We start from the raw sequence: 20,729 nt of genomic DNA, 5'->3' as shown, positions 1-20,729 counted from the left end.
TTCACGATCATTGGATGTTGTTTTACCTTCAACCGATTCGGTAGTGTTGTTTCATGGCTTTCACAAACAGGCAGAATCCAACATCCCGGCACATGACGAACCGTGCGGCCCTTAACGCCCCGGAACGCCTTGTCATGACCTCGACCCTTTTTGCCTGTTGCCTGTTCAGCGCTGCTGACGCCCATGCAGCCGACCTGACCGGCACACCACACGCAACCCACCACGCCCAAGGCAGACCAGGCGCCGCCAGAGACACCACAGCAAATGCCAAAGGCAGCAGCATGGAAACCATACATGTGCGTGCTGCGGCCTCGACATCCCGACGTCAGGCGCTTGCACACCAAAATGACCCGGTTTCCGTCACAACCGTGACGGAAAAAGACCTGCAGTCACACCAGATCACCAATCTTCAACAGGCGCAGAAACTGATGCCGTCCGTTACCCTTCAGGTCACGAACCCACGTAATACGGCAATCAATATACGTGGGCTTGGGAATTTCAGTTCCACGGCGCAGGACGGGCTGGAAAACGGGACGGCGGTTTATATCGACGGAGTTTACCAGACACGACCGGGATCTGCCCTTTACGATATCAGTGACCTGAGTGGGTTCGAAGTGCTCAAGGGGCCGCAGGCGACACGTGGTGGCGTCGATAACGATGGCGGGATGATCAATATCACCACAGCCGCCCCGTCATTCAAGCGACAGTATAGCGTCACCGGGGATTACGGCAGCTATAACACGGGGAATATACGGCTCCGCGCAACAGGGGCGATCGGAAACAGTGACAAGGTTGCCTACAGTATCTCAGGTTTTTCCAATAATCGTGATGGGTATATAAAAAATGTGACGACTGGTCGCATGTATCAGGATTATCATGATATCGGCGTCAAGGGACAGATACTCGCGAACCCGACGGACAGATTGAGTCTGCGTCTGATCGCCGATTATACCCACATGCGCGGCAGTTGCTGCGTGTCCGTTCCCTCCACCATGCTGTCGCATTACGCCAACGGCGCGGCGATTGCCGGGACCTATGCACAACGCGCGGCCTATGCGGGGGCGACGGCAATCCCGGCGCACAGCTTTCGTGACATGCTGATCAGCGGACCAGGCAGCCAGGCCTATGACCAGGAATCCTATGGCGTGTCGCTTGACCTCAATTATCGGCTTGCGCACGGCTGGAAGCTGGAAAACATCGCGGCGTGGCGAACCTGGTACTGGTATCCCCACAATGCCTATACCGGTGGCACGGGTATCATTCCGGGCATATGGGCCCAGACCGCCGGAAACAATCAGGTATATGAACAGCATGCCACCGAAGAGCTGCGTATATCTTCACCAGAAAACCGACCATGGCAGGTCAGCGGCGGGGTATTTTACATGTACGAAGCCGTACCTGATTCAATCTATGACGCTATCACGCCACAAGGGGCGAAATATTATGGTTATGGATACAGCCCGGCCGTCTATAATGCCGCCCTGAACGGATATGGATATAGCGCATCAGACGATCCGGTCACGAATTCCCTTGCTGGATATGTAAGGGCGAAATACCAGATCAACCGCCAACTGACGATCGAAGGCGGCTTCCGGTATTCTTTCGTAACCAAATCAGGAGGGTATGAGTCCAGCACAAGTTCAGGCGCGTCATTTGCAGGTCTGTCGGCAACGGATGCCCGTACGGCCGCGACATTGCGCAATTCCATGTTTGGATCGGCCATGTCTTATCGTGCGTTTCACCGTGAAACGGAACCCAGCGGTAGCCTAAGTCTGGTTTACCGGCCCAGTGAGGCACACCTGCTGTATGCGACATACAGTCGTGGCGTCAGAAACGGGGGAATCAATGTGGCCAACCTGAATGTTTCACAAGGGGCAAATCCCGATGTGAAGCCTGAACTGAATGACATGTTTGAATTTGGGGTCAAGAACGCCTTCTTCAACAAAAGGCTGCTGGTGAACGCATCGGCATTTTGGAATAACGTCCATAACTATATCACCAGCGCCAGCTATTATACGCCTACAGGCACGATTATTTCCTATCTTACCAACGCAAAGCACGTGGTTTCACGGGGATTCGAACTTGATGCGCGCGGAACGATTGCACCGGGGCTGGAAGGACGCCTCTCCGCTGCCTACACCGATGCCTTCTATGCATCGTTTAGAAATGCGACACAGCCGCTTGAGTCCTCAAATATCAAAACCATGCGCGATCTTTCTGGAAACCAGATTCCCCTTAATTCCAAATGGAACCTATCCGCCGGATTGGAATATACAATCCCGTTTCAATCGTTCCTGCCCACATCGTCACACTGGGGATCGGATCTCCTGCTCTATATCGGTGGAGACTATACCTATCGCAGCAGCTATTACGCAGACCCATCAGAATCTGCCTATACCCGGATCGCGCCGTATGGCCTGTTTGACGCCCATATCGGTGCACGCCCACGTTCCGGGAAATGGGATGTCAGTTTCTGGGGACATAACATGCTGGACAAACGCTATTTCATTACAATGACCCCACAGGCCCACGGGGGAATGTTTTACGGGCAACTGGGTGATCCCGCCATGTTTGGCGGTGAATTTACCTATCACCTTTGAAGGGAACGTTTTTATGGAAAACAGGATGATGCTGGACCGACGCAGCTTAATGACATTCACGCTGTCTGCCCTTGCCAGCATGTCGATGGGAAAGAAAGCATTTGCTGCGCCCCAGACAATCAGGATCGGATACCAGAAATATGGTACGCTTATCCTGCTCAAGGAAAAAGGATTTCTGGAGACGGCACTTGCCAATACAGGCATTGCGGTTGAATGGTCACAATTTCCTGCCGGGCCACCATTGCTGCAAGCCATGGCCGCAGGTGCAATAGATATAGGACAGACTGGCGATCTGCCCCCCGTATTTGCACAGGCGAACATACCGGATTCAATTGTATATTTCGGACATGAACCCAAATGCGGATCGAGTGAGGCAATCATCGTCCATGACGACAGCCCAATCCGCAGCATTGAAGACCTGAAAGGCAAGAAAGTCGCCGTAACAAGGGGATCGGACGCCAACTGGCTGCTATTGTCATCCCTTTTGCAAAAAGGCCTGTCATTCCATGACATTCACCTTTCCTACCTGTTGCCTGCGGCGGCAAGACCGGCGTTTGAGGCAGGAACCATTGACGCATGGGCCATATGGGACCCCTACCTTTCCGCCGTAGGTCAGAAGGTCCGCCCCCTTGCCACGGGCGCAGACATCAAAGGGGCGATGGCATTCTATCTTGCCAGCCTTCCATTTTACAAAAACAATCCCAACCTTTTGTCCATCGTCAGAAATGCCATCATTGAATGCGACAACTGGGCACAGACACACAAGGAAGATGTAACGCATATCCTTGCCAGCAGTACTGGTCTGTCACCGGACATTGTGGGGAATTCCGTTGAAAAACTGACCTTCAGATTCAACACCATGGATGACGACGCGATTGCGCAGCAAGAGGCCATCGCAGCGGCGTTCTACAAGGAAAAGCTGATTACCACCCAGCCTGATATCAGGAAAAGTATCGCCCAACTGGACAGGTAACATCCAGACACAGGTTTCATAGACCCAAGACATGAAACCCATTCAGGGAATATCCATCCAATAAATATCTTTACAAGAAACACACATATTCCGGGGCCAGAAATTCATCAGTCAAAGAAGCCCCGGGATTTGATTGAACCATTCCGAAAGGGTTTTGGACGCCGTCCGCTGTCATAAAATCTTCATTCAAACCGTACACTTCCTGAACATAAATTACCCTAAGATAACATCTTCCTTCCTGATGTTACCTTAGGAGCATGCCATGCAACGGTCGGATCGCCGTTCCTTTTTAAAATTTCTTGGAGCAGGCGCGACTGTCACCGCACTTCAGGAGAGCATTCGGCTGGCACTTGCCCTACCTGCCAATACCCGCACACGCTCCATCAAGGATGTGGAACACGTTATCATCCTCATGCAGGAAAACCGCTCCTTTGATCATTATTATGGGACTTTGTCGGGCGTGCGTGGCTTTGGTGATCCACGGGCGATGCGATTACTCAACGGACAACCCGTCTGGAGACAGCCATATGGCAAAGATGTCCTGCTGCCTTTTCGCCCTGCCAGCGACAATCTGGGCCTGAGCTTCATTGGGGATACCCCCCATGACTGGAACAGTACACATCGCGCCTGGAACCAGGGGCGATGGGACGAGTGGGTTGCACACAAGACGCCGTCAACCATGATACACTTCAACCGCACCGACATTCCGTTCCATTATGCCATGGCAGATGCATTCACCATCTGTGACAGCTATCATTGCTCGGTCATGGGACCGACATACCCCAACCGCAATTATATGTTCACCGGATGGACAGGCAATGACGGCAAGGGATATGGACCGCAACTTGACACGAATGACATGGTCTGTGACTGGCACACCTTACCAGAACGGCTGGAGCATGCGGGTCTGTCATGGAAAATCTATCAGGATGTTGGCAGCGGCCTGACAGCAGCAAACAACTGGGGCGATGACCCAAACCATTATATCGGGAACTCTGCCAACAATACGCTACTGCGCTTTGTCAATTACCAGAATGCAACGATACAAAGTCCACTGGCGCGCAAAGCACGAACCGGTACGAACATTGCCGTTTCCGGCACGCTGTTTGATGACCTACAGAAAGATGTGACCAATGGTACACTGCCACAAGTTTCATGGTTGATGTGCCCCAATGCATATGATGAACATCCAAATTGGCCTGCAAATTACGGGGCCTGGTTCATCTCGCGGATCATCGAGACATTGACGTCCAATCCGGATATATGGGGCCGCACAGCGCTGTTCATTACATATGATGAAAATGATGGTTTTTTTGACCATGTCATGCCCCCCACCCCACCGGCGCATCCAATGCAGGGACAATCCAACATTTCACCAGAACATGAGATTTTTCCAGGTAACGCCACGCATGATGCAGGCCCATATGGCCTTGGGCCACGCGTTCCCATGCTGGTCATTTCTCCATGGAGTAAAGGAGGCTGGGTCAACTCAGAAGTGTTTGATCATACCTCCCTCATCCGCTTCATTGAACGTCGGTTCGGGGACGAACATCCAACGCTTATGGAAACTCAAATCACCCCATGGCGGCGCGCCATCTGCGGCGACCTGACATCAGCATTTGATTTTACGAATCCCAATACGATCCTTCCGGCCCTTCCCTCCACCAAATCCTACGCACCACAGGACCAGAAAACACATCCCAATTCCAACATCACCCTTCCACGGCACCAGGCCATGCCGATCCAGGAACCCGGCATCCGTCGTGCCCGGCCCCTTCCCTATGATTTGCATGTGACGGCAGAGATTGACAATTCGGATAAGGAAATAAGTCTTGTTTTTATCAATACCGGAAAAGCCGCAGCAGTTTTTCATGTCCGTGACATTACCGACAATACCCAGCCCCGATCCTATAGTGTCCAGCCGGGAAGCACCCTTGCAGACAGGTGGACAACAAAGCACGGTCATTATGACATCGATATCCATGGCCCTAATGGCTTCTTTCGTAGCTTTTCGGGATACATGCATCATGATTATGGAAAGACATCGATTTCAACAGAAAATGACCCCAAGCGTGGCATCTGCATTCTTACATTCCATTCCCCATTCACTCATCTGAAGATAGAAAATGGTTATACAGGCCATGTGACGGATTATGCCCCCACCCCCGCCCCTGTTTGTATCGAGGTTGATACACGGCACACATCCGGGTGGTATGACCTGATCTTACGCAACAAGCATCATCACCATATTCGATGGCATATTGCTGGACATATTGAAACAGGAAGCAACAGCACAACAGACCCGGCAATTGGACGCTATAGCAAATAAAATTTCACCCTTGTCGAGATATTTCTAAGTGTCCGTCCAAGAACATGCAAAAATATATTTAAATTTTCATCAAAAAAACTTGTATCCCTTGTGTTTGTAATATCCTGCCCCCGCTTGATCTTTACGGATCAAGCGGGTCCATCGGGTCCGTAACATTGCAATGCACATCAGGATGAAACGGGATGGCAAACAGGGATATACGTGCATCAAGCACGCCTGGCGCGCATCCTAACTCCCTCAGGTTACGCTGTGCAAAAGTCTGACTTGCAATATATGCGCTCTGATCCTGATCCGTTACAATCAAGGCAGGCTGTTGTCGTGGTGCGTTCATCGTGGCAAGAAGCCTTGATGCGTTACGCAGGTTGGTTGTCGTATGCCTTGCATAGGGCTCTATAATAATATTGCGTTCAGCAATACCAAAGCGGGAAATCAACTCACGACGCATTTCTTGCGCCTCAACATAATGGGTTTGTGCGGGATGAACTGCTCCACCTGAAACCAGAATAAACGGCGCCTGCTTCTTACGGAAAGCATCCACCGCCAACATCAGTCGCAACTTTCCCATTGCCGACAAAGATACGCCCTGCGCCTCCGGCCCCGCCCCAGGCACAATGATTGCTGTATAAGGATAGTGACGCCAGTCAAGATTCTGCGCGAGATGAAGGGCTGGCGCATTCAACGTCTGCCACAACATCGGAAAATGTATGGCATCATCACGATCATTCATATCAAGCAGGATCGCTGCATAACGCAGAGGGGCAGAAAAAATATCCATGTCCTGTTGTGGCCAGGTCTGAAGCTCCTGCAATTGCAGACCTGAAATCAACTGATTAAAGTCTTTTGACGTTGTATCCTGTGTCATCGCGTCAATATGTGGATAATGAGGCGGACTACCTTCGCCATAAACTGACAGGATGTAGTTAATTGCATCTGCATCATGTTCCCATTGAGATATGCCATAGCCACGGGATACCGGCAAATGAGAGGATATCTGTCCAAGAACCTCCCCAATGATGCGCCGTTCATCGGGGGTGATTTTCCATGCCTCCACAACACAATGAGGGGCAGGAATACATTTGGTTATATCTGAAAACCTGGCACGGCGGTCTTGTAATATTTTCTGTATATTCTGATCAGAAAAGAAAATTTTTCTCCAACCAGCATCAGCTATCATGGCAGAAAGTTGCGGAAATATCCGACGCTGCAGGCTTTCTGTGACATGGTCATGTATTTGCGGAAGTTCTTGTGCCACAGCTGGCAACGAGAAGCTGAGAGAGCCTACGCATACAAGCACCAGAGACGTCTTATATAAGATTTTCTTCAAATTCCATTCCCCGTGTGAATATTCATCAGCATTATCAACACTGACTTTTACATCCTCAAAAATTACAAGGCATCATAAACGATACTTGATCCAAAAAAAATAAAGAAAATCAAAAATATTAATAAATCGTTTTTACACGACAGAAACAAAAATATCATAAAATAATAACACGTCTCCTCTCATAGATTTTGTAGCATCTCCTTCTTCCCAAAAGGGCGCATATGCGAGGCTGCTTGATATGTTCTGATACGCAATGACCAGAAACCTGTTGATACCGAACAGTATCACAAACTGCCTCTCATTCAGGATGTGCGCTGTCTTTCCATGCAATCTGCCCTGATTTTTACATGCAAAAATCTATGGTTTGTAAACCATATCTTCCTGTCCAACATCTTTACCAATCCAAGGTTTATTCTATGACGATTCTGACCATCGGAAGAGATAGTACCCGACATGGCCGATTGCGTCGCCATCTTCTCTCTTCATGCATCATGATGAGCTGTGGCATTCTGATGACCACGGGGCATGCCCTTGCGGCAAGATCAGACCAGCAACCATCCCCTCGCAAAGCCAAAGAGGTGGTATCAGGCTCCTCAGCCTCACATAGACCCACCACAAGCCAGAACAAGCAGCCTCCGCAGAATGAAGAACTGAGCGTCACCGCGCAGCACCATAATTCTGGCGGTGGCCTTCTTGTACGGCAGACGGCCCCAGTGTCAGTCAGCGAGGTTTCGCGCGCCTATATTTCAAAACAGGTCCCAACCGTTTCACCAACTCAGTTGATCGCCAGCCTTCCGGGTGTTCAGGCCGGCAATGAAGGGCCATTGAATACCGAAACGGAAACCATGCATATCCGCGGCCTTGACCAGACCCAGATCGGTTTTCTGTTTGAAGGTGTTCCAGTTTCGGATGCTTTCAGCTATGCCCCTTGGGCATCATCGATGGTTGATAACGAAAATATCGCTTCGGTAAAGGTAACACAGGGATCTGTTGATCTGTCTGCACCACTTTACAATGCCGATGGCGCAATTGTTTCCATGCAGGAAATCCGCCCATCAGATAAATTTGGTGGCAGCGTTGACTTCGCTGGCGGCACTCATAGTCTGCAAAAGCAGTTCATTCGCCTTAATTCAGGCGAAATCGGCCATAGCGATGTAAGAGCCTTTGCTTCTTTTTCACATTCCGCTGGCAACCTATGGCGTGGAATGGGTAATATCGAGCGTTATCATATTGATGCGAATCTTGAAAAACGTTGGTCAAAAAATAGTTCTTCTGATATTGTATTTGGATACACAACATCGCACCAGAATATTTATCGTAATCCATCTCTTGCACAGTGGAACCATTACGGAACCAGCTTCAATTACGACGGGAAATATAAGGCAGGGGATTCGAACTATTACGCCATCAACGAACGTTTTACGAATGTCGTTTTTGGTGCGATACATAATGATTTCGCCCTTGGGAACGGCCTGACATTACATGTCGAACCTTATACAACGTTTCAGAGCGGCCCGAATAATTACGGTTCCACAATTCCCATTTCTGGTGGTTATATCGGCACACAGCAATATGATCACCTTGATGGTTATACAGCTCAATCAGGCACCGTCACTGTTGAGAGTGTCCATCCCTGGCGTCAGAATACCAGTGGCTTTACGACAAACCTTAACTGGAAGACAAAGCATAATTCACTGTCTGTATTTTATTGGTATTCCTATGGGGGGCATACCGAATATCAGGACCAGTATCCTCTATCGGCCACGGGATCATGGAATTATGGCGAAAAATACCTGACGGCCAATGGGATGCGGGTTACCGGATATCAGGAAAATACACGTCAGCAGGTCAATGCCATAGGTATTGATGACAAGGTTATCCTGCTCGGGGGCAGGCTTGTCCTTGATGCTGGTTTCAAAGCCTCCATGGCTTCAGTGACTTCAACAGAAAATCTGCCCGGCGCTTCACCTTACAAGGCTGGAAAAAATTATTTTGAACCTACACCACAATTCCTGGCCAGTTATAATATTACCAAATCTGATCAGGTTTATATGAATGCGACGACATCTTATCGACTTCCTGCCGGATGGAGTCCTTACGTACAGCAGTTCTCCATGACATCCCCTAAACCCTCCAGCCAGCCTACTTCCAACTTGAATGCTGAATATTTTATTGGAGAGGAAGTCGGGTTCCGACATAATGGTCCTGTCAATTTCTCTGCGGCATGGTTTCACTACAACCTGACGAACCACCAGATTTCAAGTTCATCCTACCTTCCGGGAACAAGCGTACTGATCAGTACGCCCATTTCTGCTGGCGGCGAGGAAGCATGGGGCTTCCAGGGAGAAATTGGTACCCGCCCATGGCATCATATCAGTGCCTATGCTTCGGGGCAGTATCTTAATACAACCATCGGGAATAACGTGAATGCAGGCACTGACTATCTGCCGACCAAAGGAAAAGAAGAACCGGGCTCTCCTAAATGGAGTGGTGCGATTGGCCTGACATATGATGATGGCACCTATTTCAGTAATTTCAACCTGCGCTATCAGGGGAAGCAGTATTCAACCCTGATGAATGACCAGAAAATTCCCGGATATTTTACCGCGGACCTGAATATAGGCAGGACACTTCCGTCATTCCACACACATGTTCACCCCAGAATTATGCTTAACTTGGTGAATATGGGAGGGGTTAACTACCTCTCCTCCATCAACGGTTTTGGCATGACTGCCGTGACCCAGAAAGGTCTTCAGGGCAACACGGTTCATGCATCGACACCGACTTATGTCGTTGGTTCTGCCTTTACGGCCATGGTCTCATTAAGTGCTGATTTCTGATTAACAGTTCCGGCATTCCAAAACCAACCCTGAATAATGGAATGCCGGAATGTATTATAGAGTCTGTCAGGAATATCTGTATAAACTGTACCAGATTTATGAATGCCTGATGGACAAAGATGAAACCGCTATTTCCTGACAGAAAGTTGCTTTTTAGGCAGCACTTGTAGATTGCAATGTTCACAATCTGTCAGCATGTTTCAAACACAACTTGATGTATGTTCTTGGAACAGGTTGCCAGTGACGTGCAATCCCGAAAGATCTGCCGTCGTGCAGCACAGTGAACTACTACTTTCGCTGCTGGCAACATGAGGGCACACTCGATCGTCTGCACCATGCGTTCTACGTCCTGTGTTGAGAACAGACGACCCATTATGGCTGCCCGACAGCAGCAAAAACATCAAGGGGAAGAAACGTTATCTCCTCGTCGATACACAGGGCTTGTTAATGGCAACCTTGTTTGGGCTGCATCCATTCCTTCTGAAACTTCTATATCAGCACTGGCTATCAGAGATCGAAATTTCGGCAAGGACTGAACCAGGTTTGCTGCGCTGTAAACGTCGAAATCGTGCACAATGCGATGCGGAAATTTTATCCGAACGCTGGATTGTGAAACGCATGTTCTCCTGTCCAAGCCGCGATCGGCACCTGAGCAAGGATTGAGAGGGCCTCAATCAGAATGCGCCCCCTTTCCGCCAATGTGTATCAGTCCTGATGATGCTCGGGTAGCTTTGCAATCCATGCAGATTATGGATCTGTTGCTGTCAGGTGTACATACAAATAAGCTAATTGATAACACCATCGATATGATGATCTGTCCTCACCCGAGCATCATATTGAATCACAAATCAAGTGGCCTGAACTGCCTACGCATTCAGCCAGATGTAAACCTTCGTGTGATAGGTTAATATCTGACTGAATGCGTTCACTGAATTCCTTTGCCTGGGTCAGGCCTCAACAAAGACAGGAAATCGCCCGATGACTAGCAGAATCCTTATTGTCGGCGCAGGCGCTGTGGGGGGGTATTTTGGTGCCCGCATGGCCGCAGCCGGACATGATGTGACATTCCTTGTGCGCCCAAAACGGCGGTCCCAATTACTGGCAGACGGCCTTTGCCTGCGCAGCACCATCGGAGATATTACGCTCACGCCCAAAACCACCAGCACCCAAGATATCACAAATCCGTATGACATTGTGCTGCTCAGCGTAAAAGCCTATTCCCTTGCGTCTGCCATGGATGATTTTTCTGCTGCTGTCGGTACAGGCACCCATATCATACCGCTGCTCAATGGCATGCGACATCTTGATATCCTGACAGCACGTTTCGGCCAACATGCCGTCATGGGCGGAACATGCTTTATTGTCAGCAAACTGAATAAGCAAGGACATATCGAACAAAGCGGCTCCATGCCGCGGCTGTCTTTTGGGGAAATATCCGGTCGGGAAACAGCCAAAGCACAACAAATCGGAAAAATTCTTTCCAGCCCTGGTTTTGAAACAATATGTTCGACGCATATCTTGCAAGATATGTGGAACAAGTGGGTGCTTCTTGCATCTCTGGGAAGTATTTGTTGCTTGATGCGCGGAACAGTTGGGGAAATATCAAGCCAAAAATACGGAACAAATTTTATACACGCCGTCATTGACGAATGTGTTGCCATTGCCACAGCAACAGGATATTGCCCTGATGAACAAACCATAGACGGCATTATAAAGCTACTGAGTAAGAAAGACTCCTCGCTGACATCATCAATTTTTCGCGATCTTTGCCGGGGTGGACCGATCGAAGCCCAGCAGATTATTGGTGATCTTGTGATACGGGCACGCAAGCATGATCTTTCAACTCCCCTCCTTGACCTTACAAACATAAATCTGGGTGTTTATGAGCAACAGCACAATCAAATGCCCCTTACATAAACCATTTTTGGAAGATACCTTTTATTAAGGATAAATACAAAAAAGCCGTAGCAAGTCATGCCACGGCTTCCTGTAGTCTTGAAAAATCAGAACGCAACGTTGACAGCGGTGCTCAACACAACAGCATCTCTGAAGGTTGTTGTGCCACCAACATGATTTATATACTGGAAATCCGGCTTGATCGACAGGCCATCCATTATATGAAAACCATAATATGCTTCATAAATGCTCTCATGCCCCTGAATACCATATGGAACACCGAAATTTGCCCCTGGCAGTGACAGCCCATGCCCAGCAGCAGCTTCTTGTGACAGGATTGCGGAACGGCTGAAACTGGCCCATAAGAACGCAATACCCACACTATCCAACGGACGTTTCCATGCCGCGCCGGTATCCATCAGGGCCGCCACAAAGGCATGATTAATCTGCGACGTCTGACCGGATGCATAAGCATAATATCCACCCAGTATCAGACCATTCAGTTCTCCTGACCCATGGCGAACCAACATCTGGTCTGCAATCACCCACAATGATGTCTGGCCGCTCTCTCTGCGTGCGGGCTGACCGGTTAACACCCATGGATTGCCATTGATATCTTCATACAGATGACTGTAACGGGAATTATCATACATCACGCCAACCTTGTAATGCCCTACAAGATGGTCGCGACCGAACGCAGGAATCCAGCCGATTTCAACCTGTGTCGAAAGTTTTCCCAACCCATCCTGCGCCCAGGACCATCCAGAAATACCACCATTATAGGGATGTGGCGACACGGCGAACAATCCGCCCATGACATATACCTGTTTTGTCGGCATCACCCGCAGGACCGTCCCAATATTCCCCGATGGCCAGCCACGACCACCCGTCAAGAATTTTGTAGGTGCCTCCCCACCACATAACCACACGTTCATATAGTTACAGACCCATGGAGAATTCTGGAAGAAAACGCCGGTTGGTATCCACCCCATAGACAAATCAATCCTGTGATCCAGCCAGGATTTTTCAAAATAAGCCCAGACCATATGTGCAATTACGTTACCACGGCTTCCATATATCTGCTGCACCTGGTTGCTATTGTCACCAAACAGGCGACTCAGATTCCGACCATGCCCATTTACAACAAGCAGATGCAGCCATAGATCCTTTGACCATGATCCGGCATTCAGCAATTTTTCCCAGTCCACGTCGAGTGTAGAACCGACCTGTCCAGCTACACTGTAATCACGCTTTTTACCACCAGCCACATTTCCGGCAAGATCCTCATAAACATCAAATGCAAAATATAGCCCCCGTTTCTGAAGCCAAGGCTGCACCCCGCCCCAATCCCCCAGCAAATGGGTAGTACCGAATGGCGGACCGAAAGAAGGTGGGCCATATGGTGCCTGTAAAAATCCCGGTATCGCAAGATAAAACGGCGTTGTGGGCTGCGTTTCGGCATATGGCGTAGGGTTTGATACCTCCTCTGGACCTGTCGCCTTGGTTTTTTTTCCTAGTATTTTCTGAATCCAGCGTGGCAGTTTAACATCCTGCGTATCTTGATCTGCCGCTTTTATTTGCTGTTGCTGAACCGGCAGAATTACCGAATCCTGATCTGTCGCAGCCAGCGCCACAGATTGAAGCAGGAGACAGCAGCCAAAACAGGCGGCGATCCCCAATGGAAGCTTCACGGCATTCCGACTTCGTGAAGTCCATGTTGCTGAGCGAATATGATTTAAAACATAAAGAAAAAATGATTCATGAAGGACGCGCATGCCCTGAACCTCATCCGATGAAGATCATGAACCAGAATCAACCAGCGCTGATAATATCAATACGAATTATTGATCCATGGATACCCATGACAACATCACCATTACCCAGGAACTATTACCTTATGTTCCTTAAGCTAACATCCATGGACATGTTGATTTTATGCATCAGCCTGAGTTCGCTTGGTTCATAAATTATTTTTATTTTTTGGAACACGGACTTAAGGAATATTTTTCCAAAACCTACAGAAAAATATATTACTTACATAGTGCAAAAATACTTCATTCTGCCATTTATAACCCATCCACACATTGCAAGAATTTCGTTGCCCGTCATAACGAACACTGCTCTGTATGGGTTGCGGTCATTCAAATGAATATTACTGTCATTCAGGCTGACGCAGGCTGCCACAACATAGTGGTTGCTGTGCGTTCATACCGCTTGCCTTCTGGAAAACTTACCAATTCCAATTGCATCCCCCATGGGGTCAGGAAATATACCCATGTCTGACCAGCACTTGGCCCCGTATTGCGGTATGTGGGCTTACCCAATAGACGGACACCATGCAACTTCAGATGTGTAAGTGCTGCGTCGAAATCGTCTACATAAAAGGCCAGATGATGCCCACCGACATCACTGTTCAGGGGCGGGATACAATGCTGGGCTGGTGTTTCATACTGGAATACCTCAAAGTTTGGACCATTTCTGCACCGGAAAAACCTTAATTCCCGCATGATCGCATCTGCAGGAACGTTCAGATGCGTGGTCATCCAATCATCAGGCGACTGAAACGGTCCCAGAGAATAGACATATTCACATCCGATGACATTGACGAAAAAACGCGTGGCTTCTTCAATATCCGGCACGGTGAAACCAATATGTTCCACACCGCGCAATCCCGGCAATCCGACCATGACCGCATTCCCTTCGTATGGTAAATGGTGTTACCTCTCCCCTGTCGCGACAACCTTGTTTTTTTCAAACTCAAGGCGTGTCCGACGGATATGCACCTGAAGCAGGCATTCCGCATTGTAACTGTCACGTCGCCGGATTGCATCCATCAGCAACCTGTGTTCAGAATCGACGATCGTGCGCAGGCTGAATCCCACCTCGTTCATATATGTCCGACGATACTGCTGCGTCGTGTTCCAGTACCGCAGGATCATCGCATTCAGTTCAGGAAGTGATGAATGCTCATAGCTTCGTAGATGGAACTCCCGATCCAGGGGAATGAACGCATCAACAGTTTCCGCCTGCTCCATACGATCGACAAGTTCCTCAAGCACGTCCATGGTTGCAGATGGCATGCGTTGCGTACTTTCGCTCAGGGCCAGTGGCTCTATACGTTCGCGTATCTTATAGATCTCCAGACATTGTGCCTGGTTCATATGGGCAACCCATGCCCCCCTGTTCGCCTGAAGGACAAGCAATCCTTCGCTTTGCAGGGCTTTGAGGGCTTCCCTCACGGGAATGCGACTGGCACCGAAATGGGTCGAATAATCTTCCTGCCGGATACGTGTTCCCGGAACAAGCACACCCGACAGGATGTCATGTCGCAATGCATCTGCAATCCGGCGGGCGGTCGGGGCCAATGGCTGCGAAGCGGCATTCTCTGTCATACGTTACTCAGCATGGAAAATTATCCCTGTCACCCTCAGGGCTTCACCGTCCCTTCATCCACCTGCCGGACAAGGGTATTGTAATCGCGCATTCCGGTGGTTCCCCAACGGGTGTAAAGGATTCCACAAGGATGGCAATAGCGACAAAACCCGCCAGCAACATCGCTGATGCGCACGTGAACGCCGCCCCGAACGATCCCGTCAGGTTGACCAGATACCCGGTCAGAATCGTTGCCACGATGCCCGCGCCGTTATTTACAAAATTGGCAATACCAGTCACCGTTCCCCCTACCCCGCGTGGTGCGACAAGAGAAGGCAAGCTCCAGATTACTGGCGCGGCGCTCGACAAGCCCCCGAGGGAAAGTGAAATCCAGAATACCGCCCATCCGGGACGATGCGTGAAAATGGCGCCGATCATGGCCATGCCCAGAATGAAACCAAGCAGGAGCATCCCCTTGCGCGTCCATGTATCGTCATACCCGCGACGGCAGAGCGCATCAATAAACCAGCCACCGACCAACAGTTCGCCAAGCGTGGCAATACCCCACGGGATCATGACATACATCGCCGACTGCATCGTGCTGACATGCAGTTCACGAACCAGGTAATTTGGCATCCATGTCAGGAACAGCGTAAAAAAATACCCATATGCCGCAAACCCCAGTATGATACCCCATATTTTACGCTGCCGCAGAAGGTGTGGAATAGTGGCCCAGCCACTTCCTGCGCTTGCATCCCCTTCGACACAGGCACCACCCGCCAGCATATAACGATGTTCATGTGAACTCAGTCGCGGATGCTGTGATGGATCGCGATAACCAAGAAAAAATGTAATCGCGTAACACAGGCTGAAACATGCCGTCATGACGAATGCCCAGCGCCAGCCCAGGTAAACGGTCACAAGTGCCACAAGCGGAACCCCAAGCACATTCGCAAACCGTGCGGATGCGTCGAATACCGCCGTAGCCGTTCCACGTTCATTGCGTGGGAACCAGTATCCGGTCGCTTTTGTACCAGCCGGATAAGCAGGAGCTTCCGCCAGTCCCAGCAGCATACGTGCCGCAAAGAAGCCGGGGAACCCACGCGCCAATGCCATCAGGCCGGATGAAACCGTCCACAGGACAGTACTGACCCGCATTGTCGCACATGCACCATATCGGTCAGCCAGCAGCCCGCTGGGGATCTGGGCAAATGCATAGACCCAGAAGAAACCACTGAAAAGCCAGCCAAGCTGAATGCTATCAAGACTATATTCAGCCTGTATCTGCGGTGAAGCCACCGAAAGGGCGATACGATCAATATAGTTGACGAAAACCCCAAGGGCGAGCAGACAGCCGATACGCCATCTGAACCTTGGAACCGGATGGGATTGCTCCATGATGACTGTCTTTCATTCCCATGGATTCGATACCGATATATTTGGAAACAGCCTGCAGACACAGATCAGAGATATCCATTCGCTGTCCAGCCACCATCCACCGAAAGGACATGACCCGTGATATGCGCGCTGCGCGGTTCACACAGATATAACACCGCGTCTGCAATCTCGCTTGCCTTGCCCAGGCGATGCTGTGGTGTACGCCGCTCCAGCGCCGCCATATCAAGCCGCCCTGCCGCGGCAAGTTCGCGCGTCAAGGCACTGTCCACATATCCAGGCGCCACGCAGTTGACACGAATGCCAGCGTCCGCCCACTCCAGCGCGAGGCATTTCGTCATCATCGCAATCGCAGCTTTTGTCGTACAATAGGACAGGCGTTGCGGGGCGGCGACAATGGAATAAATCGACCCGATATTGACAATCGTCCCCTTCCGCGTTGCGCTCATGCGACGCGCGGCCTCACGGCTACAGAAAAATGCTCCATTCAGGTTGATGCCCACGACACGCAGCCAGCTTTCTTCCGTCAGGTCCAATGTTGGTCCATTTCCACTGATCCCTGCATTATTGACCAAAATATCAGGAATTTTCCCTTCATCATCAAATATTTCAAACAGGGCGCGTACCGCATCCGGGTCCGCCACGGACGCAACATAAGGAGTGGCCTGCCCACCGGTTTTACCAATGATCGCACATGTCGCACGTGCGGCATCGCCCGAGACGTCATTGACCAGAATGGCCGCACCTGCATTTGCCAGGGCTATAGCTGTTTCACGGCCGATACCCGACCCTGCACCGGTCACAAGCGCCGTACTACCAGATAGTGGTTTCATGAAAGTTCCTCCGCCAAGCGGTATTTTTATTTTATGACAACCGGATTGACTGGCGCACCCGATCCACCAACCACCTTCAGCGGTGCGGCTGTATACAGGAAAGACCACTGCCCGTCGGCGGCACAATCCTCCGCCAGTGCATCAAGGGCGATGATTTCGGTAAAGGCCACCCCAAGATTACGCATCAATGCGCAATGCAGCGGAAGAGTTACCCCACTTTCGGGATCAACGGTCACTTCATTGGCGATCGTATCCGTTACAAGGTTGGGAATTTCCTTTTCATGAAACCAGCGCACCAGCTCCGGGCTGTAGGTCAGGCCGGGTTCAAGGAAGTCGCGATAGAACTCCTCTTTTGGCGTGCGATAGAATTTGCCAATCCAGCCTGTGCGGATCACCAGAACATCATGGGGCAGGATCTCAATCCCCTGCTGCGCTGCTGCGGCTTCAAGGTCCGTATGTGTAAAGGTCTCTCCACGATCAAGGCATTCCTTGCCCCGGAAACGGGCCATATCAATCAGGATACCGCGCCCAACCACGCCACGTTCGGCAATGGGAAGGACACTGGCCTTGCTCATGCCCCCCACTGTCGTCGCGGCGGGGTAGCCATTATAAAGGGTGTTATCATACCACACATGTCCCAGCGCATCGTACTGGCTGGATCCCTGCAGATACATCACCACCATGTCGTCGGCCCATTCGCCCCCACCCGACAGGGGTTCGGCCTTGCCACACATAAAATGGCCACGATCCATAACGTTGACCCGGTGCGCCGTCGCACGGCCGGGCCAGATCGGGTCCCCTTCGGGGGCGGCGATACGAATGCCAAGCGTAAACACCTTTCCTTGGCGGACTGATGCCACGCCGCGCAGGACTTCTTGCGCGGTCAGGAAATTGAGCGAACCAACCTCATCATTTTCGCCCCACCGCCCCCAGTTTTTTGGGAGCTGCTCCAGCAGACGCCCAAGGTCGGGCATATAACACCGTAATTTGCCGTCAGCCATAATCCTGTCTCCCATGCCCCAATCCACAGGGGCATCATCTGAAGAAAACGTTTATCAGGTCAGCAATCTTATGGGGTGTTCGACGATATTCCTGAACGCGGCCAGCCATTGCGCAGCCAACGCACCATCCACAACGCGGTGATCGACACTAAGGGTGCAGGTCATGAGGGATGCAATTGCAATCTGCCCGTCCCTGACGATTGGCAGGCGACGTATCGCCCCAATCCCCAATATCGCAGCATGGGGTGGGTTGATGATCGGTGTCACGCTATCAATACCAAACATTCCGACATTCGAGATTGTAAAGCTGCCACCGCGCATTTCCTCCACGCTCAGCTTTCCTTCACGCGCACGCATGATAAGTGCGCGGACTTCGCAACTGGTGACGAGCAGCGATTTTCCACCCACGTCACGCAGGACCGGCGTCAGTAATCCATCAGACACAGAAACCGCCACGGCGATATCAACCTGCCGCGGGAAAAGCAGCGCATCTTCGGCATACAGGACATTCATGGATGGCACCGTGGCAAAAGCCACACCACAGGCACGGATCAGCATGTCATTAACCGAAATGCGAAACGCATCGGGGGCGCCGTGGAATGGCACCACGCGATTGAGTTCTTCGCGCAGGTCCAGTAAGGCATCAACCTGCACATCCACGGAAACATAAAAATGCGGGATCGTCTGCTTTGCGTTCGTCAGGCGCGCGGCAATGGTCCGTCGCATGCCCGACATAACAACGCGATCAACATCCGGTTTCGTCTTTTCCTTTACCTGAATGATTTTTTCATTCGACAGCAGGCATTCGATATCGCGACGCAGTATCCTTCCCCGTGGGCCACTTCCCCCAACCCGTCGCAGGTCAAGCTCATGCAGCCGCGCCAGACGGCGCGCAACTGGTGAGGCAAAAACCCGCGTCCTCGTAACGTCCCTACTTATGTCCGGCAGGGATATTCCCCTCTCGCTACACGGGGACACAGCCTGCGTCATGGGGCCTGTATCGGGACATATTGCCGCCGGGGCCTGAACATTCAGATTGCCGGGCGCATCCGGGATGGGTTCGCCAGGATCGACGACCATTCCGATGACCTGATCAACACTGACACCTTCAGTACCATCAGGAACAAAAATACGCCCCAGAATCCCACCTGCCGGTGCCTCGATTTCTATCGTCGCCTTGTCAGCTTCCATCTCCGCAAGGATATCCCCGGCAGAAATCGCATCCCCTTCGGCCCGAAGCCATCGCGACAGCGTTATCGTTCCGGACGATGCGCAAAGGTCGGGCATGCAAATATTGACGGCCATGAAGATCTACCTCACTGACAGGGCTCAGCCGGCCATATAGAGGCCACCATTGACATGGATGACCTCCCCATTCACAAAACTTGCATCATCACCACACAAAAATGCCACGACGGACGCCACCTCACGCGGCTGACCAAAGCGGCCGCACGGTGTCTGGGCCTTTAAGATGTCCCCTTTTTCTCCACGGAGTTCACGCGTCATCGCGGTCTCTATAATCCCCGGAGAAACCGCATTGACGCGGGTACGCCCGCCAAGCTCAATGGCAAGCGAACGCGTCAGGCTAAGAACTGCGCCCTTCGATGCGGAATAATGGGCATGATTCTGGCTACCACGATGGGCCGCAACGGATGTCAGTGTGACAATGGCGCTATTTTCACGCAAAATGGGCATGACCGCCCGACAAAGATAGAAAACACTGTCGAGGTTGATCGCAATAACCCTGCGCCAGTCAGCCCCCTCCATCTGCGACACCGGACAATGGGGATAAATCCCCGCCCCCGGCACCATGAAATCAACTCCGCCGAAATGATCATGCGCCAGACTGGCAATAATCCCGGCATCGTGTTCACACGCGGCATCATACCGCGCGGCAATGATACGTTCACCCTGAGGGTCCATTTGCCGCGCCATGTTGATTACGGCGCTTTCATCAAGATCCGCCAGAAGCAGGCTGGCACCACGTGCAAAGAAAAACGCGGCGATTTCACGGCCAATGCCCCCTGCTGCCCCGGTCAGGAGCAGGATACGACCTGTAAATTCCTGCATTGCAGTCTCCATTATTAAACGGGACCAATGCCCAAAGGGGCCCCACAACCGCCATTAGAGCGTTCTGTGATTAGATTGATGCATATCCTGAGTTTT

General features: G+C 51.0%; 14 protein-coding genes. 5 read left to right on the top strand and 9 right to left on the bottom strand.

The annotated features are described in order from the left end of the window. Positions 1-134 precede the first annotated feature (134 nt). The 3 genes from B7G66_RS15350 (at position 135) to B7G66_RS15340 (ending at position 5,902) form a co-directional block, all read left to right on the top strand. Positions 135-2,600, top strand: coding sequence for a TonB-dependent receptor (locus tag B7G66_RS15350; protein WP_080545517.1), 2,466 nt, complete (start codon positions 135-137; stop codon positions 2,598-2,600). A 13-nt stretch (positions 2,601-2,613) separates the two neighbouring features. Beyond that, on the top strand, positions 2,614-3,573 hold the full coding sequence (locus tag B7G66_RS15345) for an aliphatic sulfonate ABC transporter substrate-binding protein (RefSeq protein WP_003619265.1): 960 nt from the start codon (positions 2,614-2,616) through the stop codon (positions 3,571-3,573). 262 nt (positions 3,574-3,835) lie between these two features. Further along, positions 3,836-5,902: a phosphocholine-specific phospholipase C gene (locus tag B7G66_RS15340; RefSeq protein WP_003619263.1), complete on the top strand. Its 2,067-nt coding sequence runs from the start codon at positions 3,836-3,838 to the stop codon at positions 5,900-5,902. A 121-nt stretch (positions 5,903-6,023) separates the two neighbouring features. Here the strand turns inward: B7G66_RS15340 and B7G66_RS15335 are convergent, their stop codons facing one another. Beyond that, a complete protein-coding gene (locus B7G66_RS15335) occupies positions 6,024-7,226 on the bottom strand; it encodes a YdcF family protein (RefSeq protein WP_141312758.1) in 1,203 nt (400 codons plus the stop codon). A gap of 416 nt (positions 7,227-7,642) precedes the next feature. Between B7G66_RS15335 and B7G66_RS15325 the strand changes: the two genes are divergently transcribed. After that, positions 7,643-10,066, top strand: coding sequence for a TonB-dependent receptor (locus B7G66_RS15325; protein WP_159107972.1), 2,424 nt, complete (start codon positions 7,643-7,645; stop codon positions 10,064-10,066). A 978-nt stretch (positions 10,067-11,044) separates the two neighbouring features. Continuing rightward, positions 11,045-11,983, top strand: coding sequence for a ketopantoate reductase family protein (locus B7G66_RS15315; protein ID WP_003619257.1), 939 nt, complete (start codon positions 11,045-11,047; stop codon positions 11,981-11,983). 86 nt (positions 11,984-12,069) lie between these two features. On the opposite strand, the gene B7G66_RS15310 is transcribed toward B7G66_RS15315, so the two are convergent. The 8 genes from B7G66_RS15310 to B7G66_RS15275 all read right to left on the bottom strand — a co-directional run bounded on the left by B7G66_RS15310 (position 12,070) and on the right by B7G66_RS15275 (position 20,633). Continuing rightward, positions 12,070-13,737, bottom strand: a complete 1,668-nt coding sequence (locus B7G66_RS15310) for a carbohydrate porin (protein ID WP_080545430.1) — start codon at positions 13,735-13,737, stop codon at positions 12,070-12,072. 387 nt (positions 13,738-14,124) lie between these two features. Then, complete coding sequence (locus B7G66_RS15305) at positions 14,125-14,649, bottom strand: VOC family protein (RefSeq protein ID WP_003619252.1); 525 nt, start codon at positions 14,647-14,649, stop codon at positions 14,125-14,127. A 30-nt stretch (positions 14,650-14,679) separates the two neighbouring features. Next, positions 14,680-15,354: a GntR family transcriptional regulator gene (locus B7G66_RS15300; RefSeq protein ID WP_003619250.1), complete on the bottom strand. Its 675-nt coding sequence runs from the start codon at positions 15,352-15,354 to the stop codon at positions 14,680-14,682. A gap of 43 nt (positions 15,355-15,397) precedes the next feature. Beyond that, a complete protein-coding gene (locus tag B7G66_RS15295) occupies positions 15,398-16,732 on the bottom strand; it encodes an MFS transporter (protein WP_003619248.1) in 1,335 nt (444 codons plus the stop codon). Between the two features lie 65 nt (positions 16,733-16,797). Beyond that, a complete protein-coding gene (locus B7G66_RS15290; protein ID WP_003619246.1) occupies positions 16,798-17,562 on the bottom strand; it encodes an SDR family NAD(P)-dependent oxidoreductase in 765 nt (254 codons plus the stop codon). A gap of 26 nt (positions 17,563-17,588) precedes the next feature. Further along, the gene (locus B7G66_RS15285; protein WP_003619244.1) at positions 17,589-18,563 is read right to left on the bottom strand and encodes a cyclase family protein; all 975 of its coding nucleotides are present in this window, start codon (positions 18,561-18,563) and stop codon (positions 17,589-17,591) included. Between the two features lie 54 nt (positions 18,564-18,617). After that, positions 18,618-19,868 (bottom strand): dihydrolipoamide acetyltransferase family protein, encoded by a 1,251-nt coding sequence (locus tag B7G66_RS15280; RefSeq protein ID WP_040510670.1) that lies wholly within the window; start codon positions 19,866-19,868, stop codon positions 18,618-18,620. A gap of 24 nt (positions 19,869-19,892) precedes the next feature. Further along, positions 19,893-20,633 carry an SDR family NAD(P)-dependent oxidoreductase gene (locus B7G66_RS15275; RefSeq protein ID WP_003619241.1) on the bottom strand — a complete coding sequence of 247 codons (741 nt, stop codon included), beginning with the start codon at positions 20,631-20,633 and terminating at the stop codon, positions 19,893-19,895. Between the last annotated feature and the right edge of the window lie 96 nt (positions 20,634-20,729).

The organism is Novacetimonas hansenii JCM 7643 (assembly GCF_000964405.1).
Classification (GTDB): domain Bacteria; phylum Pseudomonadota; class Alphaproteobacteria; order Acetobacterales; family Acetobacteraceae; genus Novacetimonas; species Novacetimonas hansenii.
This window is presented reverse-complemented; position numbering and strand designations above follow the sequence as displayed.